A 24,166-nucleotide genomic window follows, 5' to 3' on the forward strand; every position below is an offset into this window, starting at 1 on the left:
ANCCCTCTCATGCTGGGTCGCACCCGCCGAAACCCAACCACGAGATTGCGGCTAGCAATTTATGCACGCGACCGAGGGGTATGCCAGTATCCGGGCTGCCATCATACCCGCTGGCTCCAGGTACATCATATGAAGGAATGGGCATCCGGAGGCGGAAATACAGATCTTGATAATCTCGTTCTGATCTGCTCCCTTCATCATCGGACTATTCATGAAAGGCGGATTGTTCTGNAGCGCGGACGCGACGGTTCGATTGTCGCCCGCCATCGTGACGGAACGCTGATGCAGCAGGCGCCACGGCTGCATCTGGGTCCGGATCTGTTGGAGCTCCTCAGCGATAACACCTCAGCCGCGCCAGCTGAGACCGTCCCGACAAGACGAGTAGCCTGAATTACCCCCAGGGGGTATGGACATGATCCAAATGTCTGCCTCGGCGTACCGCGACCCGATGGGGGGGGGACACGAGAGCCGATGCTCAGCTACGAACGGGATGCCCGTAGGCTCCCAACCTTGTGAGCCCCATCCTCGCGCCCGGACGAGCTGGGAACTTCATCCGAGCCCTGTTCATCATCCTGCTGCTTGTGCTGCTGATGCGGACGGTGTATCTGATGTGGTTCTTCCGCACCCCCGCGTGGACATCACGACCGGACGAGATCCGCTACTGCGGCGGATGGTACAAGCGTTCAGACGAGCTGGACATCGCAGGAAGCCGTGCACGCCAGATGGCAGGTGGCAGCCTCAAGGAGGTCAGGCGGTCACCGGTGTTCCGCCCGATCATGGCGTACCGTCCGACATCAGACTGTCCGCGCTACCTCTTCGCCAGGGTCGGCAAGGACGTCTTCGTCATCTACCGCGCCGCCGACGACTGAGCCGGACCGGTCAGGGCCGGGCCGGTCAGAACGTAGACGCGGGCGTGTATGGACGTGCGCTGCTGCAGCGCGGCCCGTACAGCACGGTGCAGGCCATCCTCCAGGTAGAGGGCTCCGTCCCACTCGACGACGTGAGGGAAGAGGTCACCGTAGAAGGTCGAGTCCTCATCGAGGAGAACATCGAGTGCGAGCACTCGCTTGGTGGTGACGAGCTGGTCAAGCCGAACCTGGCGAGGGGGAATGGCCGCCCAGTCCCGCTGGCCAAGGCCGTGCTCGGGGTACGGGCGACCGTCTCCGACCAATCTGAAGATCACCGGCACCTCCTCCTCGAGGGCGAGACATTCTCCGACCACGACAGCCTAGAATCCCCGCCCCTCCTATAAGACCCCGGTGGCCCCGCAGCATCGAGCCGCGTGGACACCCGGACCACGGCTGCAGGTCAGATGCCCCCAGCTGGCACCCCTTCTCCCGATCTCACAGCCAGGCATGACTTAAGTAAGCTTAACCTGATGCCAAGGAGATTCCATGGACGACGTCGTGCTCTNCCCGCCTCCAGACGCCGGTCGACGCATCGACCTCTCCACGTGTGCGCTTGCCGAACCGGATCTGATCAGTGCGTATTCACCTGATCTCACCAGATGCCGCAGCTTGCCCGGCACGGGAAACCTGCGGCGACCGGTGACAAGATTGCCGGAGTGCAGGTGACCGGAGTGCAGGTGACTCCAGCTCCATCACAGGTCAAGATCGGTCTCATCGATACGATCNATCTCAAGGCGAATATCGTCAATCTTCGTGCCAAGGAGCGGCACGGCTCTCGGTGACCGGACAGGGATCAGCCGATCAGGCCGGACGAGCACGCAACCGTCGAGTTCGGAGTCACTCCCTCGGGGTGAACTCGCCGGCACGCCGCCGACCGGTCGAAAATCCGCTGGACAGCCCACCTACCCTGGGCAGATGGAGTTCACCCAGTCCGACAAGCTCGCCGACGTCTGCTACGACGTCCGTGGGCCTGTCCTCGACGAAGCGACCCGGCTGGAAGCTGCGGGGTCGCGCATCCTCAAGCTGAACATCGGCAATCCCGCGCNGTTCGGCTTCTCCGCACCGCCGGAGGTACTCGAGGCCGTCGTGGCAAACCTTGCGGATGCACAGGGTTACAGCGACTCCAAGGGACTACTCGCCGCCCGGGAAGCGGTCGTGCGCTATCACCTCCGCAAGGGGGTCACCGGCATCGACCCCGGCGGGGTCTACCTCGGCAACGGCGTCTCCGAACTGATCATGATGTCGTTGCAGGCGTTGCTCAACAACGGCGACGAGGTGCTGCTCCCCGCGCCCGACTATCCACTGTGGACGGCCGTGGTCAGCCTGTGCGGTGGCCGGCCCGTGCACTACCTCTGCGACGAGTCCGCCGGCTGGGCGCCCGACCTCGACGACATCGCCGCCAAGGTCACCCCGCGGACACGAGCGATCGTCGTCATCAACCCGAACANCCCGACTGGTGCCGTCTACGACCGGCAGGTGCTGGAGAACATCGTCGAGGTCGCCCGCCGCCACCACCTGATGCTGCTGTCCGATGAGATCTACGACCGGATCCTCTACGAGGACGCCGAGCACATCGCGACCGCAGCGCTCGCGCCGGACCTGGTCTGCATGACCTTCAACGGGCTGTCGAAGTCCTATCGGCTGGCCGGGTTCCGGGCCGGGNGGATGGTGATGTCCGGTCCGCGCGGCCACGCCTCGAGCTACATCGAGGGAGTGAACATCCTCGCGAACATGCGCCTGTGCGCCAACGCGCCCGGGCAGTTCGCCACGGTCGCCGCCCTCACGGAGGACGGCGGCGCAGGGGACCTCGTCCTGCCCGGCGGCCGGCTGCGCGAACAACGAGACACGGTCGTGAAGCTCCTCAACGACATCCCCGGGGTGTCGTGCGTCCCGCCGCGGGGGGCGCTGTACGCCTTCCCCCGGCTGGACCCCGCCGTCTACCCGATCCGGGACGACGAGCGCTTCGTCCTCGATCTGCTGTTGGCCGAGAAGATCCTGCTCGTCCAGGGCAGCGGCTTCAACTGGCCGCATCCCGACCATGTCCGGATCGTGACCCTGCCCGCGGTGGACGATCTCACGGACGCCATCGGCCGGATCGATCGCTTCCTGGCCTCCTACAAACGCCCCTCCCAACAACAGTGCCCCTCCCAACGACGGAACTGACGGAGCAATCGACACCATCGGGGAGGTTGTCCACAGGACGCCAGTGTCCTGTGGACAACCTGTGGAAAAACGGCATGGCGACGTCCTGCTCGTGGGTCTACTGGTCGCCGCCACGATCGGGGTGCAGATCGCGCTGCGAGCCCGGATCGATCGTCCGCTCTGGTACGACGAGCTGTGGCGCCCGCACTTCGCGGGGGAACCGTGGCCGACGTTCTGGTCGGAGCTGACGGCGGCCAACACCCCGTCCTCGGTCGGCTCACTGGCACTGACCCGGCTGACCGGGACCATCCTCGGCTGGCACAGCTGGTCGCTCCGGCTCGTCGGAGCGGGAATCTGGCTACCGCTTCTCGCTACGGGCGGCTTCCTGCTCGCGCGGCGGTTCACCGGCCGGGTACCGGCCGTGGCCGCCACGGTGACGACCGCCCTCGCCGGCACCGTCGTCGACACCGGCACGCAGCTCAAGCCCTACGTCCTCGATGCGGTGGTCACCCTCGCGGTGGTCGCGCTGTGGACGGGACAGGCCACGCTCCCACGCCGGACCGCGGCCGGGGCGCTGGCGCTGCTGTCGCTGCCAGCGGTGTTTCTGCTGGTTCCCCTCGCTGGCTACGACCTGGTCCGCGCGGTGCCCCGACGCACCGTGGTGCGCACCGCCGGACGGGTGGGCCCCGCCCTCCTCCTGACCGGCACCCACATGATGATCTTTGTGGCGCACCAGTCCAGCCAACGGGCGAGCCATTTCTGGGACGATCACTTCCTCGCCGGTCGAGGGATCCTNGGCGGCCTGCGGTTCACGCTCGAACAGACCGGCGCGATTCTCGGTGGCGTCCCGCCCGGGATCGACCGTTATGACCCCAATCTGGTGCACTCCCTCCTCGAGGGGCATCGCCTCCCGACGCTGCTCGTCGGGACGGCCACGGCGGTTGCGCTGGCGCTCGGAGTCCGGGTACTGCGCCGGCGCCCCGACGGGATGATCCTTATCGTCGCCTTGGTCGGCGCCGAACTGCTCCAACTCGCGGCCAGCGCCGGACGCTACTGGCCCTTCGGGGCCTGTCGGACCAACCTGTTTCTGGTTCCGTTGCTCGCCATCATCGTCGCGGTCGGCGTCGCCGACCTGGCCCGCACGGCCCAGACAGCCAGGCTGGTTGGGCCGGCGCGGCTTCCCGCGGCCGTCGGCCTGATCGCGCTGGCGGTGATGCCGGTCTGCGCGGTCGGCGGGACCGTCACGCTATGGGACGAACGCCACGATCCCCGTCCGATCGAGGCCATGGTCGACGCGACGATCGCCGCCCGCGCCGAGTATCGGGCGGGCGATCTCGTCATCGTCGGCGGCCGACTGGCACGGGCGGGCTGGCTCTACGCCATGGACCTCAGCGACGACGCATCGTCCGGGGAACCGCCGGTCGGGCCCCGGGTACCCCGATCGGCGACGACCTTCCTGAGCGTGATCGGGAAGGACGGCGCGGACGGCGCGGACAGCGCGATCCGCAGCCGCCCGCAACCGCCGAACCGGATCCTGCTGTTCATCCTCGCCTACGACCTCCGGGGCACGGCCGCCGAACTCGCGTCCCTGCGGCAGGCCGGATGGTGTGAGCAAGAGATCCGGACCTTTCCGCTCACCGGCACCCTGCACGGCCTCACCCGCTGCGCCCCGACGCCGCGGGGGGACTCGCGGTCGCCATCGGCTGTCCGATGAGAGCGGCCAGTGCCCCCCATTCCCGGTCACCGTCCGCCAACGACGCCGCGATGCGCTGCTGCAGCACGCCGACCTGGATCCGGGTGCCATCGAAGAGCTGCTTGCAGGACGCCGCAGCGGCGGCGTAGTCCCTGCCGCCGGCATCGAACCGCGCCTGCGCGGCCACGGTCGGCGGCACCGGCGCGGTCAGCGCCGCCTGCGTGTCGGTGCCGAGGGAGACACAGACGGGCTGCAGGGAAGCGCCGTCCTGGGCGGCCAGATACGCCCGGGCCGCCGCGACGTCCGTGGCGACCCGGGCCCGCAGACCCTCGCTGCCGTGGTACCAGGAGGCCAGCTCGGCAGAGTCGTTCGCGGTGGACACAGAATCGCCAGCGGTGGACACAGAATCGCCAGCGGTGGACACAGAATCGTTCGCGGTGGACACAGAATCGCCAGCGGTGGACACAGAATCGTTCGCGGTGGACACAGAATCGCCAGCGGTGGACGTGGGCAGCCCGGACGCCGGATCCGCACCGCCCGCCAGGGTCGCCGCTCCCCCGCCGATCACCAACACGATCGCGCCGAGGATGGCGAGCCGACTACCGAGGGGGTTCTGGAGCGGATCCGGTTCCCGCAACCACCCAGGTCGGCCGCTACGCCCCGCCATGCATCCCTCCGTCCTGGATCTACTCTGGGCGAAGGTTATGCCTCGGAGTGTTGCAGATCATCGGTGGGTGCGACCGTCAGCGTGCGGCCGTCAGCAGTTGGCGAGTTCGGGTTTCTGGTTGAGCACCTGCGCTCCGATCGAGACGAAACGCCGGTACTGCTCGCCACCGGCGGAGTCGTGCCACACCCAGCGCCTCCGAGATGAAAACCATTTTCAATAATGACAAACGGACGCGTGCCCATTCCCATCGACAGGCACGCCCAGCGCGACGAGGAGATGAGAAAGTGAGAACGTGGCCCGTACACCCCAAGAAGCTCATGGGTCCGAGCCGACCCCACGGCTGGCGCGCACCCCGGGCGGGACGGACGGCACAGTCGGGATGAGAGGCACGGACGGTAAGGGCGCCTCCGGCAACAGACTGAACCGACCAGACAGCCTGAACGGCGGCGAAGGGAGCAACGTGAGCACCGCGGGGAACGACACCAGGTCGGCCGGCGCGGGCCGGCCGGCCCGCGACCCCTGCAACCATCGGGATGAGACGGTGGAGCGCCGTCCGGCGCCGAGCCGGGGGACGGCCGTGCGTGCCACCCGGCAGGGCGACGCCGTCTCCGCCGCGCTTGCCGAGACCGACGCCTTTACCAGCGCCCAGGATCTGCACGCCCGGCTACGGGCGCAGGGCGCCGCGGTCGGGCTCACGACAGTGTACCGCCATCTGCAGGTGCTGGCCGACCGCGGCGAGGTCGACATGATCCGCCGGGACGACGGTGAGACGGTCTACCGGCGCTGTGCCTCCGACGACCATCACCATCACCTTGTCTGCCGCTCCTGCGGCCGGACGGTGGAGATCGCCGGACCGGAGATCGAGGCGTGGACCGCCAAGGTCGCCAACGCCGAGGGATTCGTCGACGTCGTGCACACCGTGGAGATCTACGGCACCTGCACCATCTGCGCGGCCCGACCAGCCACCTGAGCGAGGTTCCCGGCGGAGCACAGTGCGCGCGGCGGAGCACAGTGCGCGCAGCCGTCGGTCAGGGTGCCGTCGCCGAGAGGCCGGTGCAGGCGCGCAGAGCGTTCCAACTCGCCAGGGCCCGGGCTCCCGCGGCACCGGTCACCGGCTGGGGGATGCCCCCCACGATCCGGGCGGGTAGCCAGGCGGCGGCCGTGACCGCCCGGCCGGCGACGGTCAGTTCCAGCACCCCGGACTCGGTGTTCCGGCCGGCGCCGGAGGAATAGAACACGAAGTTCCCCAACCCGTAGCCGACGTACACTCCATCGGAGTTCCATCCAGCGCCCAACAGAACGTGGGCGTGGCTCCCGATGACGACGTCCGCGCCCGCGGCCGCCAGCCGGGGGAGCAGGGCGCGCTGTGCCTCGTTGGGGCACTGCTGCTGCTCGGTCCCCCAGTGCAGGAAGACGATGACCGTGTCCGCCGCGGCCCGCACGGCCCGCACGGCTCGCACCAGCCGATCGACCTCCTTGGCCGATGCCAGGCCGGGCTTGTGCGGACCCGCCGTCCAGGCCGCGATCAACTCGTCGTCGAGCACCTGGGTGGCCNCGAGGACGGCGATACGCTGCCCCTTGACCGTCGTCGTGTACGGGGCGTACGCGGCGGTGTCGTCCACGCCGATGCCGACGAGCGGGAAGTGCGCCTCCCGAGCGTAACGCAGCGAATCCTGCAGGCCTTCGATGCCGTAGTCCATGCCGTGGTTGTTGGCCATCGTGACAACGTCGATGCCGGCCGCCCGTACCGCGGTGAACGCGGTGGGCGAAGCCCGGAACACATACGCCTTCTGGGCCGCGGTGCCACGGTCCGTCACCGCCGTCTCCAGGTTCGCGATCGCAAGATCGGCCGCGCTCAGGGCCGCCGACATGGGTCCGATCGCCGTCCGCGGATCGGCGGCGAGCCGCTGACCGGGAGCACCCGCGAAGTGGATGTCGCCGCCGAAGGCGATGGTGACCGGCTGCCCCGTCGGCCGCCGCGGGCCGTCACCGACGGGGGCGGCTCCCCCGGCTCCCCCGGCTCCCCCGGTGGCCGCGGCTGAGGCGGAGGGACCGGTGGTGACGGGGGCACCATCGGCATGAGTCGTCGGCGTCGGCCTCGGATGGTCCTCGCCGTAGGGCACGGCGCAGGCCACGAACATGAATCCGACGATGACGGCGACGCCACCGGCGACGGCCGTGCGCCCGCGTCTGCACCGAACACGCCGAACACGCCGAACACGCCGAACACGCCGGCTGACTGCNCCCCGCTCCNCCCCAGGCNCCCCCTCCGTGACGACCGCGCCACGACGAGCCACTCGCAAACCGGCCGCGTCCCGACCGTTCCCATGATCCCGAACTCGACCGCCGTGGTCCGTCCGAGGTCAGAGTGCCGACAGCACCGGTGCCAGTTCGCGCCACTGCCGACGCGGCAGCCCACGGCGGTCGAAGTCAAGCACCTGCACGGCCACCTGATCGGCCCCGGCGTCGAGATGCTCCTTGATCCGCCCGAGCAGGACGTCCGCGTCCCCCCAGGGGACGATCGTGTCGACCAGGCGGTCCGAGCCCGAGCCGGCGAGATCGTCGTCGTCGAACCCGAAGCGCCGCAGGTTCGTCGTGTAGTTCGGCAGCCGAAGATAGGACCCGGTGTGCCGGCGGGCGAGCTCACGGGCCTGTTCCGGATCGGTGTGCAAGACGAACGCCTGCTCGGGGACGAGCAGCTTGCCGGGCCCAAGGATGTCCCGGGCGGCAGCGGTGTGCTCGGGTGGCACGAAATAGGTGTGGGCGCCGTCGGCCCGGTCCCGGGCGAGGCCGAGCATCTTCGGACCGAGCGCGGCGAGCACCCGTGGCGGGACACCGGGCGGTGGCACGGCCCGGTACTGCTCGACCGCCATCCGGTCCATCTCGTCNAGGTACGCCGCCATCTGGGCGAGTGGGCGCGTGTAGGAGGCGCCCCGGATGTGCATCAGCTCGGCGTGGGACACCCCGAGCCCGAGCAGGAACCGGTCCGGGTACGCCTCGGCGAGGGCCAGCTGACCGGCGGTCATGGTGAGCGGGTTACGGGCGAGGATCTGCGCGATCCCGGTCGCGATCGTCATCCGGGAGGTGGCCGCGAGCGCCAGAGCGGCGGTGACCAGCACCTCGCGCCCCTTGACCTCACCGGTCCACAACGTCGGATAACCGAGATCGTCGAGTTCCGCGACCGCCTCCCGGACGACCGCGGCCGGGGAGAAGTCGAACTGGCCACTCCAGATCCCCACCTTGCCGATCTCACGCCGGGCCGGCGGGCGGCTCATGTGCTGCGCACTCGTCACCGCGCAACCGTACCGAGCAGGAACGATGGTCACTCGTCACGGCGGGACCGCCGGATCCGGTTGCCACTGTCCGTCCAAGGTCTATCGTTGGCAAGTGTGACGGAGCTCATGCAGCTGCTCACCCCGACCGGCCACCGGATCACCACCGCGTCCACGACGACGGCAGCCGGACCCGACGCGCCGGGACCCGATCCCTCCAGAGCCCGCGCCGGCGGGGTGGACGCCGCGGGAGCGGACCCGCCCCGGACAGCCGTCGATCTGGCCGCCCAGATCGCCGACCTGACCGACGACGACCTGTACGGGCTGTATCGGGACATGGTGTTCATCCGCCGGTTCGATGAGGAGGCGACCAGCCTGCAGCGCCAGGGCGAGCTGGGGCTGTGGGCGAGCCTGCGGGGCCAGGAGGCGGCCCAAGTCGGATCCGGCCGGGCGCTGAGGCCCGGCGACATGGTGTTCCCGTCGTACCGGGAACACGGGGTGGCCTGGTGCCGGGGAGTCAGGCCGAGGGAAATCCTGGCGATCTATCGCGGCACGACGCTCGGTGGCTGGGATCCGGGCACCCACGGGTGCGCCCTCTACTCGATCGTCGTGGGCTCGCAGGCACTGCATGCCACCGGCTACGCGATGGGAATCGCCCGGGACGGCACCAACGACGCGGCCATTGCGTACTTCGGTGACGGGGCGTCAAGCGAGGGCGATGTCAGCGAGGCGTTCGGATGGGCGAGCGTGTTCGCCGCCCCGCTGGTGTTCTTCTGCCAGAACAACCAGTGGGCCATCTCGGCACCTGCCCGGCGCCAGAGCCGGATCGAGATCGTCCACCGGGCCGCGGGCTTCGGTTTCCCGGGCGTGCGGGTGGACGGCAACGACGTGCTGGCGTGTCTCGCGGTGACCCGGTGGGCCCTGGCGACCGCGCNTGCCGGGCGTGGTCCGGTGCTGGTGGAGGCCGTGACCTACCGGATGAATCCACACACCACGGCAGACGATCCCAGCCGCTACCGTCCGAAGGGTGAACTGGACATGTGGCGTCGGCGTGATCCGTTGGACCGGATGCGCGCCTACCTGACGGCGCGGGGCCTGCTCACCGAGGAGAGTCTGCGGCAGCTGGCCATCGAGGCGGACTCCTTCGCGCACGAGCTGCGCGCGCAGTGCGTCGCGCTGCCGGATCCGATCCCGGCCAGCCTGTTCGACCATGTGCAGGTGGCTGAGAATGAACTCGTGACGGCCCAGCGATCGGCGTTGGCGGCCATGTTCGACGTGGAGGGGCCCGGCGTGGAGGACGAGATGGGCGTACCCGAGGGGAACCGGTGACCAGCGGGGCCGTCGTCGCCGGGGAGCAGCGCTCCGACGAGGTCGGTGAGCGGGTTGCCCGCGCCCCGGTCACCATGGCCAAGGCGTTGAACCTCGGGCTGCGTTCGGCGATGGCAGCCGATCCCAAGGTTTTGATCATGGGGGAGGACGTCGGCAAGCTCGGCGGGGTCTTCCGGGTGACCGACGGGCTGCAACAGGAGTTCGGCGAGGCCCGGGTCATCGACACCCCGCTGGCCGAGTCGGCGATCGTCGGCACGGCGATCGGGCTGGCCATGCGCGGTTACCGGCCGGTCTGTGAGATCCAGTTCGACGGGTTCGTCTATCCCGCGTTCGACCAGATCGTCAGCCAGCTCGCGAAGCTGCACTACCGGTCGGCCGGCCGGATCCGGCTGCCGGTGACGATCCGCATCCCCTTCGGCGGCGGGATCGGCGCCGTCGAGCATCACAGTGAGTCGCCGGAAGCGTACTTCTGTCACACCGCCGGCCTGAAGGTTGTCGCCTGCTCGAACCCGGTCGACGCCCATCACATGATCCAGCAGGCCATCCGGTCCGACGATCCGGTGATCTTCCTCGAACCGAAACGGCGGTACTGGGAGAAGGGCGTGGTCGACCCGCGCCCCCTCGCCGAACTGCCCGCGGGCGAGCTCACCCAGCTGCACGCCAGCCGGGTCGTGCGCACCGGCACGGACGCGACCCTCGTCGGCTATGGCCCCACCGTACGGACCTGCCTCGACGCCGCCGAGATCAGCGCGGCGGACGACAGCCGGTCGCTGGAGGTCATCGACCTGCGGACGCTCTCACCCCTGGACCTGGAACCCGTGCTCGACTCGGTACGCCGGACCGGCCGGCTGGTCGTGGTCCATGAGGCACCGTCCAACGTCTCGGTGTCGGCCGAGGTCGCCGCGCGGGTGACGGAGCGGGCGTTCTACTCCCTGGAGGCGCCGGTCCTGCGGGTCACCGGCTTCGACACCCCGTATCCCCCGGCCCGCCTCGAAGATCACTACCTCCCCGACGTCGACCGCATCCTCGACGCCGTGGACCGTTCTTTCGCGTACTGAGCGTACTGAGAAGCATGAGGACCGACCAACCGGCTATCTGACTGGGGTTACCGTGACGCAGCGACAGTTCCGGCTCCCTGACCTCGGCGAAGGTCTGACCGAGGCGGACATCGTCCGGTGGCTTGCCCAGGTCGGGGACACCGTCACGGTGAACCAGCCCCTCGTCGAGGTCGAGACCGCGAAGGCGGTCGTCGAGGTCCCCAGCCCGTTCGCCGGGATCCTGGTCGAGACCCACGGCGCCGAGGGAACGACCCTCGCGGTCGGCGCACCCCTGCTGACCATCCAGACCGCCGACACCGACACCTACGTCGACACCGACACCAACGCCGACGGGACGGGTGGGAACGGGACGGGTGCGAACAGCCTGCCGACATCCCGGGACGCTGGCAGCATCGAGCGCACCCCCGTCCTCGTGGGCTATGGACCGAGGACGGCCGAGAGCCGCCGGCGCCGCCCTCGACGACCACCTACGCCAGCCGGTCCGGTCCACACAGCCGGTCCGGTNCAGCCGGTCCGGTCCACACAGCCGGTCCGGTGCTCGCCAAACCGCCGGTCCGCAAGCTCGCCCGTGACCTCGGTGTCGACCTCGCATCCCTCGCCGGCACCGGCCCGGACGGCACGATCAGCCGGGCCGACGTCGAGGCCGCGGTGCGTGCCGCCGCCCGTACCGCGCCCCTCGCGGCGCCGCCCACGCGCGATGCCCCGCCGATCGGCGTCATCCCCGCCGGGGCCACCTTCTCCGCCGAGACGCGTACCTGGCACGTGCCTGTCACCGGCATCCGGCGGTCGATGGCGCAGGCGATGGTCGCCAGCGTCTCGGCTGCCCCGCATGTCACCGAGTTCCTCACCGTCGACGCGACGGCGACGATGGCCGCCCGGGACCGGATCGCGGCGCTGCCGGAGTTCACCGGGATCAAGATCACCCCATTGCTGTTCGTCGCCAGAGCCCTGCTCATCGCCGTTCGCCGACATCCGATGATCAACTCATCCTGGGTCGAGGACGCGGGCGGTGGCCGGCCGGAGAACGGTGGCCGGCCGGAGAACGGTGGCCGGCCGGAGATACATGTGTACGACCGGGTGAACCTCGGCATCGCCGTGGCGGGCCCGCGTGGGCTCGTCGTGCCCACCATCCCGGATGCCGGCCGGCTCGACGTCGTCGGGCTGGCTCACGCCCTGGCCGGCCTCACCACCGCGGCGAGGGCGGACCGGCTCAGCCCCGCGGATCTGCGCGGCGGCACGATCACCATCACCAACGTCGGCGTCCTCGGCGTCGACATCGGCACCCCGATCCTGAACCCGGGCGAAGCGGCGATCCTCGCCCTCGGCTCGATCCGACCGATGCCCTGGGTGCACGAGGGCCAGCTCACCGTGCGTACGGTGGTACAGCTGGCACTCTCGTTCGACCATCGCATCGTCGACGGCGCGCTGGGCTCCGCGGTCCTCGCCGACGTGGGTGCCGTCATCACCGATCCCACGGTGGCACTCGCCTGGTCCTGATCGACTCATCGGATCCACCAGTTGGCCACAAACGGGCACACTGCACGCAAGAGGGGCACACAACGGCCCAGATTCCGCTCCCTGGTACGGTTGCGCCTCTGACCGGCTTCCGGCACAAAGAGGTGGAACCATGACGCGAGTGGAGGCACTGCAGGCCGCGGACGAGTTCGTCGCCAAGGTTCTGACCTCCGCCAACTCCAGCGGCCGGTTCACCGGCACGCTCAACCTGGCTGAGCGGGTCGACCTCACCCTACGAGTGGCTCGGTTTCTGCTCGAGGGTCAGTCCTCCTCGGACGCCGACGACATCCTCAAGCGGGACATGCGCAACGAGCTCGATCAGGCGTTCCCGCCGCTACGCACCTCCTGAACCGACCATCCCGGCTCGCCCCCGCGGACGAGCGCCCGGCCGGGTTCCCTGGTCCGTCCCCACGGACCGTCCAGGGAACCGGACCGGGCGGTGGGCAGGCGGACCGGTGAACGAGCACGGTTCAGTGCGGCGACAGGGGGTGGTCCCCTTCGACGTGCACGTGGATGGCCGGCTGCCCGTCACCGTAGGTCGCCTCCGGATGGCGTGAGGGGTTCAGCCGACGATCCTCCTCGGGGGTCAGTCCCAGCTCGCGCCGGTGCGGGGCCTCGAACGGAGCGGACGGGTCNACGATGATGCCGTCATCGAGCGGTCTGGGCGCGGGCACGCCGTTCTCGACCGACTCTTCGACGATCTTCCTGCGCCACTGGTCGCGGTACAGGGTGAGGCCGAGCCCAATGGCGCTGACGCACATCAGGATGATGCCCACGGCCGTGATGTCGAGCCCGGACGGTTCGGAGCGGACCGCGAAGGCGAGGATGGCGCCGAGGGCCAAGAGTAAAAGACTCAACGGGATTCCCATACCGGTCCATATNCCCTTCCGCGGCAAGAACGCAACCCCGCCGCGGCAACATCAGAACGCCTCCTCCGGCAGTTCCATGAGCCCGAGGCCGGTGGACTCCAGCGCTACCCGGCGCGCCGTCAACTCCGGTAGCACATTGGCCGCGAACCAGCGCGCGGCGGCCACCTTGCCCTGGTAAAAGGCGGCGTCCCGAGCGGGCCGGGCCCCGGCGGACGCCGGAGAATCCTGGGTCCGCAGGGCTACCTCGGCGCCGCGCAGGAGCAGCCATCCGATGATCAGGTCACCGAGGCTCATCAGCAGCCTCGTCGTATTCAGGCCGACCTTGTAGATCGCGGCGGCCTCCTCGGCGGCGCCGGTGAGGAACCCGACCAGCGAATTCACCATGCTCTGGACGTCCTCAAGGGCCACCCCCAGCGCCTCCCGCTCCGCCCGCAGCGCGCCGTTGCCGGCCTCGCCCTTCACGAACGTCTGGATCTCGCCCAGCACGGAGGCCAGCGCCTGCCCCTGGTCCCGGACGATTTTCCGGAAAAACAGGTCCTGGCCCTGGATCGACGTGGTGCCCTCGTAGAGAGTGTCGATCTTGGCATCGCGGATGTACTGCTCGATCGGATAGTCCTGCAGGTACCCGGAACCACCGAGGATCTGCAGTGAAGAGGCGAGCAGCTCGTAGGACCGTTCGGAGCCGACCCCCTTGACGATCGGGAGCAGCAGGTCGTTGATGCGTTCGGCGAGCTCGTCGGCCTCCCCCCGCTCGCCGGCCAGCGCAACCCGGTCCTGGAACGTCGCGGTGTAGAGCACCAGTGAACGCATGCCCTCCGCATACACCTTCTGCATCATCAGCATCCGGCGGACATCCGGGTGATGAATGATCGTGACACGCGGTGCCGTCTTGTCCGACGCGCGGGCCAGGTCCGCACCCTGGACGCGGGTGCGGGCGAACTCGAGCGCGTTGAGATATCCGGTGGACAGCGTGGCGATGGCCTTGCTGCCCACCATCATCCGGGCGTACTCGATCACCTGGAACATCTGGGCGATGCCCTNGTGGACGTCACCGACCAGCCAACCGACCGCCGGCGCCCGCTCACCGAACCGCAGCTCGCAGGTGGCGGAGACCTTCAGGCCCATCTTCTTCTCGATGTTCGTCACGTAGACGCCGTTACGGGCGCCGGGCGTGCCGGTCCGCGGATCGGGCATGAACTTCGGCACCACGAACATCGACAGGCCCTTACTCCCCGGGCCGTGCCCCTCCGGCCGGGCGAGCACGAGGTGGATGATGTTCTCCGGGACATCCCAGTCCCCGTTGGTGATGAACCGCTTCACGCCCTCGATGTGCCAGGTGCCGTCGGGCTGCTCGATCGCCCTGGTACGACCGGCCCCGACGTCGGAACCCGCGTCCGGCTCGGTGAGCACCATCGTCGCGCCCCAGTGCCGTTCGATGGCGAACTCGGCGAGCTGGCGCTGCCATTCGTTGCCGAGCCGGTGCAGGATCGCCGCGAACGTCGGCCCGGCCATGTACATGAAGATGGCCGGGTTCGCTCCGAGCAGCAGCTCCGAGGCCGCCCACGCGACGGTCGGAGACGCACCCAGCCCACCCAGGTGCGGCGGAAGGTAGAGCCGCCACCACTCACCGTCCAGAACGGCCTGGTAGGACTTCTTGAACGACTCCGGCAGGGTCACCGACCCGGTCGCCGGATCCAGGGTCGGTGGATGACGGTCGGCGTCGGTGAAGGACTCGGCAACGGGTCCGGAGGCGAGGTGATCGAGCTCGGCCAGCACCTCGCGCGCGGTCTCGGCGTCCATCTCCCCGAAGGGACCGGTGCCGAGCGTGCGATCGACCCCGAACACCTCGAACAGGTTGAACTCGATGTCTCGCAGATTGCTCCGGTAGTGGCCCATCAACGGCTCCTTCCCGGGACCGCCGGACACCGTGATCGGCCGATGCCGGCTAGCTACTCGTGAGTACGTTGTTCCCATGCTACTCACGAGTAACCCGTTGACAAGAGTGGCGGCTGGGAAGAAGTCGTCGCGATCCAACTTTTCTCCGACAAACGGGGAAGGCCCGGGGCCGGGCACGTCTACTCTTGCCACTCATGCGCGACCCGGCCACCCAGGAGGTACGGCTCGCGGTCGTCATGACCGGTGGCGCGAGCCTCGCCGTCTGGATGGGCGGGGTCGCCACCGAGATCAACCTTGCGACCAGCCCGGACCGTGACCGGGCCGACGACGCGGACGCCGCCGTCGCTGCCCGTTACGCCCGGCTGGCGACCATCCTCGACGTCGAGGTCAGTGTGGACGTACTCGCCGGCACCTCGGCCGGTGGCATCAACGCCGCCATGCTGGGCTACGCGAACACCCACCACGCCGATCTCACCCCGCTGCGGGACCTGTGGCTGTCCCTCGGCTCGTTTGACGCGCTCATGCGCACCCCCCACGAGAAGACGTATCCCTCGCTGCTGCACGGGGACACCGCCGTGCTGCCCGCGCTGCACACCGCCTTGACAGCGGTGGGGGAGACGGCCCGAGCCGGCATGGACCGAGCCGGCATGGACCGCCCGACATCGGTCTTCATCACTACGACGATCCTGCGCGGCGAGGTCGCCGAGCACGCCGACTCACTCGGCGGCACCATGTACGACGTCGACCACCGGGGCCTGTTCGCCTTCGGCACGCAGGACCTGACCGACCCTGGCGCGGTCCCCCGTCTCGCCCTGGCCGCACGGGCCAGTTCCGCCTTTCCGGGCGCCTTCGAGCCGGCCTACGTGCCGGTGGGGCACGCCGTCGACGCCGCGCACCCGGACATGGCCCGCTACGTCAACGCCTCCCACGGATTCCACGCATCGGACGGCGGGATCCTGGTCAACCGCCCGATCGGACCGGCGCTGGCGGCCATCTTCGACCGGCCCGCCGAACGCCANGTCCGTCGCGTGCTCGCCTACGTCGTGCCCTCGCCGCGGATGCCGGTACCGACGAATCCGGCGGCACCAACGAATCCGGCGGCACCAACCAGGACGTCCACACCGCCCGCCCTGCCTGTGCCACCCACGGTGATCCCCACCCTTCTCCAGGTGCTCGGCGCGGCGCTGAACCAGTCGATCGGTACAGATCTGGCGACGCTGCGCGACCACAACAGCGCCGTACGCGGTACGCGGGCGAACCGGCGACGGCTGCTGCGCCTCGCCCCGGCCGGTGGTCCCCGATTAGCGGACGAGAGCGTCTATGACGCCTACCGCCGCAGCCTGGCAGAGGAGATCGCCCCACCGGTGATCGAGGCGCTGCTGCGCGTCCTCGGTGGTCGGTTCGATCTGCCCCGTCCCCCGGACACCGAAGCGCTGCGCACCGACGCGGCCGGACCCGCCCGGATGACGAACGCCGCGGTCAACGCCGTGATCCAGATGCTTCCCGACCGGCTGCCGACCACGGCCGACCTCGCCGACCTGTGGCGGCTGGGCCGACCCGCGCTCGACGCCGCCAAGGGTCTACTGATCAACATGATCAACGAAGGGTACGTCCTCTCCCCCGAGCCGGCGGACCGGATCCGACTTGCCCGGCTCGCGGCGGCCGTGCACGGCGCATCGCACGCCACCATCCGGAACACCGACACCACCGCCACCACAGCCACCGCGGCCCTGCGGCCCGGCGTCTTCACGACGGTCAGCGAGACCCTCGGTGCGATGGCCGGGGCACCGCTGCTCGACGTCATCGCCGAGGCTGCCCGCCGCTGGTTGCGGACCGACCCGGAGGGCGACGCGGGGCAGGACGAGCTCACCCGGGCCTGGCGCTCCCTGGAGCGGATGATCGAGACCCTGCGGACCGAGCTCACCGATCTCGTGGACCGGCGGTCCCCCGCGGCCCGGCCTCCGGCGGGACCAGAGACCAGGCCCGAGGGTCTCAGCGTCGGCCAGCGCCGGGCGGTGGCGGCCCGGACCCTCGCGGACTTCGTCGGGTACCTCCCGTCGACTCCCGCGGACGCCCTGATCGCCGTGCTCGACGTGCACCTGGTCGAACGAAGCACCGGCGCCGCGGTCCTCGACCAACCGGTTGAGCTCGTCCAGATCAGCGCGGATCTACCGAACCGCCTCGATCCCGCCCGCGCACTGGCCGAGGAGAAGGTCACAGGCCTGCAGCTGGGAAACTTCGGCGCCTTCGCGAAGTCCTCGTGGCGGGCCAACGACTGGATGTGGGGACGGCTGGACGGTGCGGGCTGGCTGGTCCGGATCATGCTGGATCCACGCCGGCTCGTGATCCGCCGGGACNCCGCCGNCCCCGCCGGTCACGCCCACGCCGCGGCGCTGGCCCGCCGGGGCTGGCTGGTGGATCTGGTCGACGATCTCACCGAGGTGGCCGGCATCCCGGCGCCGCGGGAGGTACTCGACGAGCTTGGCTTTCTGACCGATCCGGACGCCCCCGTGCCGCCGAACCTTCCGGTCACGGCGACCTGGGTCGCCGCCGGCATCCAACGGGACATCGCGGCCAAGGAGCTGGTGGGGGTCGCCGAGGCGGTGCGGCGCGACAACAAGGCCGGGGTCGATCCGCGGCCCACCGCCGACTTCCTCGCCGCCGTCGACCGGGCCCTGACCGTGGAACCGAGCCGGCCCGGGACGACGACCGGACCGGGGGCCTCGGCGGTACCGGAAGGGACAGGCTCCCCGAACCTGGACGAGCCGCGCGGCGCCGAGGTCATCTCGCTGGCCGCGGCCGTGGCCGCCAGGATCGCCGCGGGACAGACCGGTGCCCACCGGCCTGCCGGCGTCGACAGTTCGGCTCTGGCGCGCCGACCGCCCCGGCCACCCGGGCTCAGCGGCGTCCCCGTCACGCCCGGCGCGCTGCCCCCGCGAGCGGTGGACAAGGTACTCGAGGCCTGCCGCGTCTCGGACGAGCGCATCACCGACGCGGCGCAGGGCCCGGTTCTGGTGACCGCCCTGGCCCAGATCGTGGCCGTGGTCGTCGCCTGGGCCACATCGACCCGCCGGCTGCCACGGCCCCTGCGGCCGGTCGCGTTCCTCGCCCGGACCGTCACCCGTCTCGCCTTCGAGATGATCCGGGATGTCACGCACGGCCGGCGGCGGATGACGATCGCGGTGGGAACAGCGCTGGTCGGCCTCGGCACGGCCGGCGGGCTGACCGGTTCGGGCATCGTCGGCGGCCTGGGGATCGTCGTCGGCCTGATCGGCCTGCTGATGATCGGACTTACCGGCTGGCGGCACCTGCCCGGAGGACTGGCGGTCGTGGGAGCGGGGCTCATCGCGGTGTTCGCGGCGGCCGGTGTCGTTCCGGTGATCCATGACCGGCTCTTCCCCTGGCTACACGACGATGTCGTGCCCTACCTGGCCGATCATCCGTGGGCATGGGCGACCGTCTTCGGAGCCCTGGTGCTGCCGGCTCTCTGGNCCGNCGCCGAGNCCCNCNCCNCCCGCCGGGCCCGCCGCAACGGCTGATCATCCCGGCGACGTGGCGACGTGGCGACGTAGTTCAGGAGATGTCGGACCAGGTCAGGGTGCCCGTCGGGTCCCGAAGGCAGGACACCGGGCGGCCGGCGGAGTCCTGGACGATGCGCCCGACGTCCTCGGGGTCGCAGTTCCCGCCCTCATCCGGCCGAACCACGGGAGCCGGGGCGGGCGGCTCCGTGGACCATCGACCGATGCCGGCCGGGCCGGTCCCGCCGACGGGCGCGCAGAACAGCACAAGGCCGTTGACGGCGGTCGCGGGCGAGGTGTCCTCGGCGGGGGAACAGGCCTCTCCGACGAAGACGGAGGATGCTCGCGGAGTCGGCACCGGCAGTGACGCGACACCGTCCGGGGCGGCGGAGGTTCCGGAGGGGCCCGGCGCCCGTGAGACGTCAGGCGTCGCAGCCGCGGCGGAGGTCCCGAGCGCGCCCGGGCCGCCCGGGTCCTGAGACGACGCACTCGGCGTGACCACCGAGCCCGGCCGGGCGACCGAGCCGCCGGACCCACTCGACCCCGGCTCCGAGCATCCGACGACCAGCGCGAGCAGCAGCCCTCCGGCCACGGTCAGGCCGAGACGGCCACGGCCTCGAAGACCACCACGGCCTCGAAGACCGCCACGGCCTCGAAGACCGCCATACACGGCGTACCTCCCGTCGCACCTCGGGAGCCGGAGTCATACCCCGGTCCAGGCCGCCCGATCTCAAGACCTGTGTTCCAGCTTAGGTAACCTGCCGCTCACACCGTGGTCACTTGCCCGAACTGGGAGATCCGATCGTCCGCCGCCACGGGAACCAGCGTCCCGTCGACCTCCATCTCCGTCGCGACCTGGGCCAGCCGAACGGCGGGCCGCGCCGGCAGCGGCGCGGTGTCCGCCTGGGTCCCGAGCTCCACCCAGCCGACCAGCACCTCGTCCGACGTCAGCCCGAACGCCCCCCGGACCTCGGCGCTGTCCTGCATCGGCACCGACTTCCAGGCCGAGGCGACGCCGAGCGCGTGCGCGGCCAGGCAGATGTTCTGCGCCGCTGCCGCGGCCGAGGCGTCCTGCTCGGCGACCGGAACCTTCGAACCGACACGGGATGCGACGACGGCGATGAGCGCCGGGGAACGGGTGGCCTTGCCCGCGGTCTTGCGGATGACCGGCTCGGGCANCCCGCCGAGGGCCTCGGCGGCCCGCTTGATCGCCGCAGCCAGGGTGGCGCGGGCATCGCTCCGCACAACCACGAAGCGCCAGGGCCGCAGCATCTTGTGATCCGGCGCCGTGGTGGCGGCGCCAAGCATGATCATAATCTGCTCCACCGTCGGACCGGGTTCGACGAGCCGGGTCGCTGTGCGGCGCGTCATCAGGCAGGCGAGAGCGTCCATGAAAACTCCTCGGGGGATCGCGGTTCGGGGAGCCCCCGCGGGAAGTACCGATCTCCCGGCCGGCGACCGCGACCCAGCCAGCGGTGACAGCCGCCGGTGGATCTGGAACGGTGACAGGTTACCGTAGATATTGCCCCGCTCGGACCTCCGCCGGGAGGCTCTCGTCACCGCCGTCGTTGAAATAGACCATCTGGCCAAGCGATACGGGTCCCAGCGCGCCGTCCGGGACGTGAGNTTCACGGTGCGGGAAGGGAACATCACCGGTTTTCTGCGGCCGAACGGCTCCGGCAAGACAACGACGCTGCGCATCCTGCTGAGTCTGGTCACCCCTGGTTCCGGCAGTGTGCTGGTCTTCGGTGGCTGCGGGGCGGTCGAGGTGAACGCGGCCGGCTGGAGAGTAGTCGGCTGGGGAGTGTTGGCCCAGGTGGCGGCGCTCCTCGCGGTGCGGCGGGAGCTGCCGTCATGACCGCGCCAGGCTGGCCGCCGGCGGATGAGCCGTCCGGGTCGCGCCGTCCCGGCCGGGACCCGGCGGTGGCACCGGCGTGGGATGGGTCACCTCAGGCGCGTCGGGTACGCGCATCCCCCACCGCATCGGGTCGCGATCGGCCTACCATCCGGCACATGGTGCCGTGCCCGACATGCGCGGAGGACAACCACGAGCGGGCCCGCTTCTGCTCCGGATGTGGGAACCCCCTTCCCACCCCGGGGAGCGGCGCCCGGAAGACCGTGACGATCATGTTCGTGGACATCACCGGGTCCACCGACATCGGCGAGAGAATCGACTCCGAACCGCTGCAGCAGGTCATGTGGCGGTTCTTCACCACCGTCCGTGAAGTGATCTACACCCACGGCGGATCGGTCGAGAAGTTCATCGGCGACGCCGTCTTCGCCGTCTTCGGCATTCCCGTGCTGCACGAGGACGACGCGCTGCGCGCGGTTCGCGCCGCCCTCGACATCCGGGCGGCGATGGAGGCGCTCAATGCCGACCTGCAGCGCGAGTGGGGCCTGAAACTGCGGGTGCGGATCGGGATCAACACCGGCGAGGTGACCGTCGCAGGCGGTGGCGTCACCGGCGATCCGGTGAACGTCGCCTCCCGGCTGGAACACGCCGCTCCCCCCGACGAGATCCTCATCGGGGACACCACCTACCGCTTCATCCGGCACAGCGTCACGGTAAGCCCGCTCGGCCCCCTGGTCGTCCAGGGCAAGCGCGACCCGCTGCGGGTGCACCGGTTGATCGGGCTGGTAGACCCGACCGCGGGTCCCGGCAGCCGGGCCCCGACCCACGGCTTCACCGCCCCGGTCATCGGGCGTAACCGGGAACGCCGCCGGCTGCAGGACGCCTTCGAGGCCGTGGTCGAGGAACGCACCTGCCACCTGTTCACCGTGCTGGGCCCGGCGGGCATCGGCAAGTCCCGGATGGTCGGCGAGTTCTGCGCGGCCATGGCGAACCGGGCGACCGTGCTCACCGGGCGTTGCCTGTCCTACGGCGAGGGCATCGCCTACTGGCCGCTGATGGAGATGGTGCGCCAGGCCACTGGTCTGTCCGCTGACGAGAGCGCCCCGGACGGGCGGCGTCGGCTGCGGGAACTGCTCGACGGTGTCACCCAGGCGGCGGAGATCGTCGAGGCGCTCGCGCCCCTGGTGGGGCTGGGCGGCGCGGAACTCGGTCCGCAGGAAAGCTTCTGGGCCGTCCGGTCCTTCTTCCAGGCGCTGGCGGCCCGACGCCCGCTGATCCTGTGGTTCGACGACGTGCACTGGGCCGAGCCGACCCTGCTCGACCTGCTGGAGAACATCGCCGACTGGTCCCGCGACGCCCCCATCATGCTGCTGTGCCTGGCCCGCCCGGAACTGCTGGAGGAGCGGCGGGACTGGGGNGGCGGCAAGCTCAACGCCACCTCGATGCTGCTGGCGCCGCTGACCGAGGCGCGCTGCCAGCGCCTGATCCGCACCCTGATGGGCTCCGACGACCTCGACCCGGCCCTCGTCTCCCGGATCACTACCTCCGCGGCCGGCAACCCACTGTTCGTCGAGCAGATGGTGGCGGCCCTCGTCGACGACGGCCTGCTGCGCCGGGAGGGCAGCCGGTGGATCGCCACCGGCAGCCTGCGCAATGTGACGGTGCCGCCGACCATCTCGTCCCTGCTCGCGGCCCGGCTCGACCGGCTCGACCCGCCCGAACGGCGGGTCCTTGAACGCGCCGCCATCGTGGGGGAACGCTTCTACCTCGACGCTGTCATCGACCTGTCGGACCCGAGCGAACAGCCGATGGTCGCCGCCCACTGTCTGAGCCTGGTCCGCAAGGAACTGGTGCATCCGGACCGGTCCGACCTGCCCGGCGTCGAGGCGTTTCGGTTCCTGCACGTGCTGCTGCGCGACTGCGCCTACCAGTCCACCGCCAAACGGCAGCGCGCCGATCTGCACCAGCGGTTCGCCCAGTGGCTGCAGACCCGGCTGGAGGGTGGCCCCGGTGAGCACGACGAACTGGTCGGCTACCATCTGGAGCAGGCGTTTCGTTACCGGGTGGAGATCGGGCAGCGCGACACCGAGACGATCGAGCTGGGCCGATCCGCGGCGACCTGTCTGATCGAGGCGGCGGACCGGGTGCGCCAGGGCGACGAGACCGGCGCGGCCCAGCTGCTCAAGCGGGCCATCACCCTGCTGCCCGAGACGGACCCACTGCGGCTACGGGCCGAGATCGACCTCGGCTGGGCGCTGTACTCGTTCGGCCGGCTCTCCGACGCCGAGCGCATCCTGCGCCAGGTGACCGAGCGGGCCCGGCGCGCCGGGGAGGAGGGCCTGCGGGCCCACGCCCGGCTCGCGTACCTGCGGGTGCTGTTCTCCACCGATCCGGAGGGCCTGGTCGCCAGGACGCTGACCGAAGCCGCGGTGTGCCTGACCAACTTCGTGCAGGCCGGCGACGAGGTCGGCGCGGCGCTCGCCTGCCGTAGCCAGGCCAATGCCTACCTGGCGGCCGGGCAGTTCGCCGCGGCCGAGCGGGCGATGGAGAACGCCGTCCGGCACGCGGAGGAGTCCGGCGTGCCCCGGGCCGCGCAGTCGCTGCGCCGCGAGCTCACCATGCTCATGAGTTGGGGGCCCCGGCCGGTCGCCGTCGGGATCACCCGGGCGAACGAGGCCCTCGACGCCGCCGGCGACGACCGGGCTCTGCGTCGGGCCGTGCTCGCCCAGCTCGCGGTCCTCACCGCCATGTCGGGGGATCTGGAGGGCGCGCGGATCCATCTCAAGGCGACCGAGGAGATCGTTCACGACCTGCGCGCCCCGCGGACCGACCCCTTTCATGGCGGGTTCGTCGTGGCCCGGGNGGNGCNGCTCGCCGNCGAGCTGGCAGTCGCCGAGCGGGAGCTGCGGCGAAGCTGCCGGCAGCTGTCCCGGATGGGGGAACGCGCGTTCCTGGCCAACCGGGCCGCGGCACTCGCCGACGTTCTCGTCCGGCTCGGCAAGGTTGACGACGCGGGCAAGTATGTCACCCGGTGTCGGGACGCCGCCGCCGCCGACCAGCTACCGGCCCAGGCCGGATGGTGCGGGGTCCACGCGAAGCTCCTGGCGCTGCGCGGCCGCGATGCCGAGGCCCTCCGGTTCGCCGACACCGCCGTCGATCTCGCCAGCCGCACCGACGACGTCGACGGCCAGGGACATGCGCTGCTGTCCCGCGCCGAGGTTCTCTACCGGGCCGGCCGCAAGGACGACGCCGCCGAGAGCCTGGAGGCTGGCATCACCCGGTATCTGCACCGGGGCAACGTCGCCGCGGCAAACCTCGGCCGCCGGCTGTTCGACGCGCTCGACGGTCCCCCGCCGGGAACCGGAGGCCCCCCACCAGGGACGGGAGACCCCTCAGCAGGGACGGGAGACCCCTCGCCAGGAACTGGCTAGCGGGGGTCCGCGCCCG

The 24,166-nt window shown here is 70.3% G+C and carries 18 protein-coding genes and 3 pseudogenes (1 of these 21 cut by a window edge); 12 read left to right on the plus strand and 9 right to left on the minus strand.

The annotated features are described in order from the left end of the window. Nucleotides 1-390, plus strand: a pseudogene (locus ALLO2_RS23780) (DUF222 domain-containing protein); it begins 951 nt to the left of the window's first position. A gap of 122 nt (nucleotides 391-512) precedes the next feature. Continuing rightward, entirely contained in the window at nucleotides 513-869 is a 357-nt protein-coding gene (locus tag ALLO2_RS00265; RefSeq protein WP_023840606.1) for a hypothetical protein, read from the plus strand. On the opposite strand, the gene ALLO2_RS00270 is transcribed toward ALLO2_RS00265, so the two are convergent. Then, complete coding sequence (locus tag ALLO2_RS00270; RefSeq protein WP_035729259.1) at nucleotides 848-1,183, minus strand: type II toxin-antitoxin system VapB family antitoxin; 336 nt, start codon at nucleotides 1,181-1,183, stop codon at nucleotides 848-850. The two genes, ALLO2_RS00265 and ALLO2_RS00270, sit on opposite strands and share 22 nt — an antisense overlap. A gap of 640 nt (nucleotides 1,184-1,823) precedes the next feature. Here ALLO2_RS00270 and ALLO2_RS00280 point away from each other — a divergent pair. Both ALLO2_RS00280 and ALLO2_RS00285 read left to right on the plus strand, forming a co-directional pair. Then, complete coding sequence (locus ALLO2_RS00280) at nucleotides 1,824-3,071, plus strand: pyridoxal phosphate-dependent aminotransferase (RefSeq protein ID WP_035728984.1); 1,248 nt, start codon at nucleotides 1,824-1,826, stop codon at nucleotides 3,069-3,071. 61 nt (nucleotides 3,072-3,132) lie between these two features. Next, nucleotides 3,133-4,764 carry a hypothetical protein gene (locus tag ALLO2_RS00285; RefSeq protein WP_232234804.1) on the plus strand — a complete coding sequence of 544 codons (1,632 nt, stop codon included), beginning with the start codon at nucleotides 3,133-3,135 and terminating at the stop codon, nucleotides 4,762-4,764. Here ALLO2_RS00285 and ALLO2_RS00290 read toward each other — a convergent pair. After that, nucleotides 4,706-5,410 carry a hypothetical protein gene (locus ALLO2_RS00290; RefSeq protein WP_023840602.1) on the minus strand — a complete coding sequence of 235 codons (705 nt, stop codon included), beginning with the start codon at nucleotides 5,408-5,410 and terminating at the stop codon, nucleotides 4,706-4,708. The two genes, ALLO2_RS00285 and ALLO2_RS00290, sit on opposite strands and share 59 nt — an antisense overlap. A gap of 90 nt (nucleotides 5,411-5,500) precedes the next feature. Further along, nucleotides 5,501-5,596 (minus strand): hypothetical protein, encoded by a 96-nt coding sequence (locus tag ALLO2_RS27995; protein WP_023840601.1) that lies wholly within the window; start codon nucleotides 5,594-5,596, stop codon nucleotides 5,501-5,503. 274 nt (nucleotides 5,597-5,870) lie between these two features. Between ALLO2_RS27995 and ALLO2_RS00295 the strand changes: the two genes are divergently transcribed. Continuing rightward, nucleotides 5,871-6,380 (plus strand): Fur family transcriptional regulator, encoded by a 510-nt coding sequence (locus ALLO2_RS00295; RefSeq protein ID WP_369807835.1) that lies wholly within the window; start codon nucleotides 5,871-5,873, stop codon nucleotides 6,378-6,380. A gap of 58 nt (nucleotides 6,381-6,438) precedes the next feature. Here the strand turns inward: ALLO2_RS00295 and ALLO2_RS00300 are convergent, their stop codons facing one another. Continuing rightward, nucleotides 6,439-7,551 carry a CapA family protein gene (locus ALLO2_RS00300; RefSeq protein ID WP_232234805.1) on the minus strand — a complete coding sequence of 371 codons (1,113 nt, stop codon included), beginning with the start codon at nucleotides 7,549-7,551 and terminating at the stop codon, nucleotides 6,439-6,441. Between the two features lie 222 nt (nucleotides 7,552-7,773). Further along, complete coding sequence (locus ALLO2_RS00305) at nucleotides 7,774-8,685, minus strand: LLM class F420-dependent oxidoreductase (protein ID WP_011434535.1); 912 nt, start codon at nucleotides 8,683-8,685, stop codon at nucleotides 7,774-7,776. Between the two features lie 126 nt (nucleotides 8,686-8,811). Here ALLO2_RS00305 and pdhA point away from each other — a divergent pair, with 126 nt between their 5' ends. From pdhA to ALLO2_RS00325, 4 genes and pseudogenes are all read left to right on the plus strand, one after another. Continuing rightward, nucleotides 8,812-10,011, plus strand: a complete 1,200-nt coding sequence (gene pdhA, locus ALLO2_RS00310) for a pyruvate dehydrogenase (acetyl-transferring) E1 component subunit alpha (protein ID WP_035729263.1) — start codon at nucleotides 8,812-8,814, stop codon at nucleotides 10,009-10,011. After that, the gene (locus ALLO2_RS00315) at nucleotides 10,008-11,069 is read left to right on the plus strand and encodes an alpha-ketoacid dehydrogenase subunit beta (RefSeq protein ID WP_011434533.1); all 1,062 of its coding nucleotides are present in this window, start codon (nucleotides 10,008-10,010) and stop codon (nucleotides 11,067-11,069) included. The genes pdhA and ALLO2_RS00315 overlap by 4 nt, the downstream gene beginning before the upstream one ends. Nucleotides 11,070-11,121: 52 nt before the next feature. Beyond that, nucleotides 11,122-12,566: pseudogene (locus tag ALLO2_RS00320) on the plus strand (dihydrolipoamide acetyltransferase family protein). Between the two features lie 130 nt (nucleotides 12,567-12,696). Beyond that, on the plus strand, nucleotides 12,697-12,933 hold the full coding sequence (locus ALLO2_RS00325; RefSeq protein WP_011434531.1) for a hypothetical protein: 237 nt from the start codon (nucleotides 12,697-12,699) through the stop codon (nucleotides 12,931-12,933). Nucleotides 12,934-13,054: 121 nt separating this feature from the next. On the opposite strand, the gene ALLO2_RS00330 is transcribed toward ALLO2_RS00325, so the two are convergent. Both ALLO2_RS00330 and ALLO2_RS00335 read right to left on the minus strand, forming a co-directional pair. Beyond that, nucleotides 13,055-13,441, minus strand: a complete 387-nt coding sequence (locus ALLO2_RS00330; RefSeq protein WP_232234807.1) for a hypothetical protein — start codon at nucleotides 13,439-13,441, stop codon at nucleotides 13,055-13,057. 63 nt (nucleotides 13,442-13,504) lie between these two features. Then, on the minus strand, nucleotides 13,505-15,349 hold the full coding sequence (locus tag ALLO2_RS00335) for an acyl-CoA dehydrogenase (RefSeq protein WP_035728985.1): 1,845 nt from the start codon (nucleotides 15,347-15,349) through the stop codon (nucleotides 13,505-13,507). A 194-nt stretch (nucleotides 15,350-15,543) separates the two neighbouring features. Here ALLO2_RS00335 and ALLO2_RS00340 point away from each other — a divergent pair. Then, nucleotides 15,544-18,888 (plus strand): annotated as a pseudogene (locus ALLO2_RS00340) (patatin-like protein). A 34-nt stretch (nucleotides 18,889-18,922) separates the two neighbouring features. On the opposite strand, the gene ALLO2_RS00345 reads toward ALLO2_RS00340, so the two are convergent. Together ALLO2_RS00345 and ALLO2_RS00350 are read right to left on the minus strand one after the other, a co-directional pair. Continuing rightward, nucleotides 18,923-19,459 carry a hypothetical protein gene (locus ALLO2_RS00345; RefSeq protein WP_049760795.1) on the minus strand — a complete coding sequence of 179 codons (537 nt, stop codon included), beginning with the start codon at nucleotides 19,457-19,459 and terminating at the stop codon, nucleotides 18,923-18,925. Nucleotides 19,460-19,632: 173 nt separating this feature from the next. After that, a complete protein-coding gene (locus ALLO2_RS00350; protein WP_035728987.1) occupies nucleotides 19,633-20,259 on the minus strand; it encodes a nitroreductase in 627 nt (208 codons plus the stop codon). Nucleotides 20,260-20,389: 130 nt separating this feature from the next. On the opposite strand from ALLO2_RS00350, the gene ALLO2_RS00355 reads away from it, so the two are divergent. Together ALLO2_RS00355 and ALLO2_RS00360 are read left to right on the plus strand one after the other, a co-directional pair. After that, nucleotides 20,390-20,725, plus strand: coding sequence for an ATP-binding cassette domain-containing protein (locus ALLO2_RS00355; RefSeq protein WP_035728989.1), 336 nt, complete (start codon nucleotides 20,390-20,392; stop codon nucleotides 20,723-20,725). 155 nt (nucleotides 20,726-20,880) lie between these two features. Further along, entirely contained in the window at nucleotides 20,881-24,150 is a 3,270-nt protein-coding gene (locus ALLO2_RS00360; RefSeq protein WP_232234808.1) for an adenylate/guanylate cyclase domain-containing protein, read from the plus strand. The last annotated feature ends 16 nt before the right edge of the window (nucleotides 24,151-24,166 follow it).

Source organism: Frankia sp. Allo2 (genome assembly GCF_000733325.1).
In the GTDB taxonomy this organism is placed as follows: domain Bacteria; phylum Actinomycetota; class Actinomycetes; order Frankiales; family Frankiaceae; genus Frankia; species Frankia casuarinae.

Coding starts and splice junctions, on each gene's coding strand:
- ALLO2_RS00290 (WP_023840602.1), bottom strand. CDS start 5,410: ATGGCGGGGCGTAGCGGCCGACCTGGGTGGTTGCGGGAACCGGATCCG.
- ALLO2_RS00325 (WP_011434531.1), top strand. CDS start 12,697: ATGACGCGAGTGGAGGCACTGCAGGCCGCGGACGAGTTCGTCGCCAAG.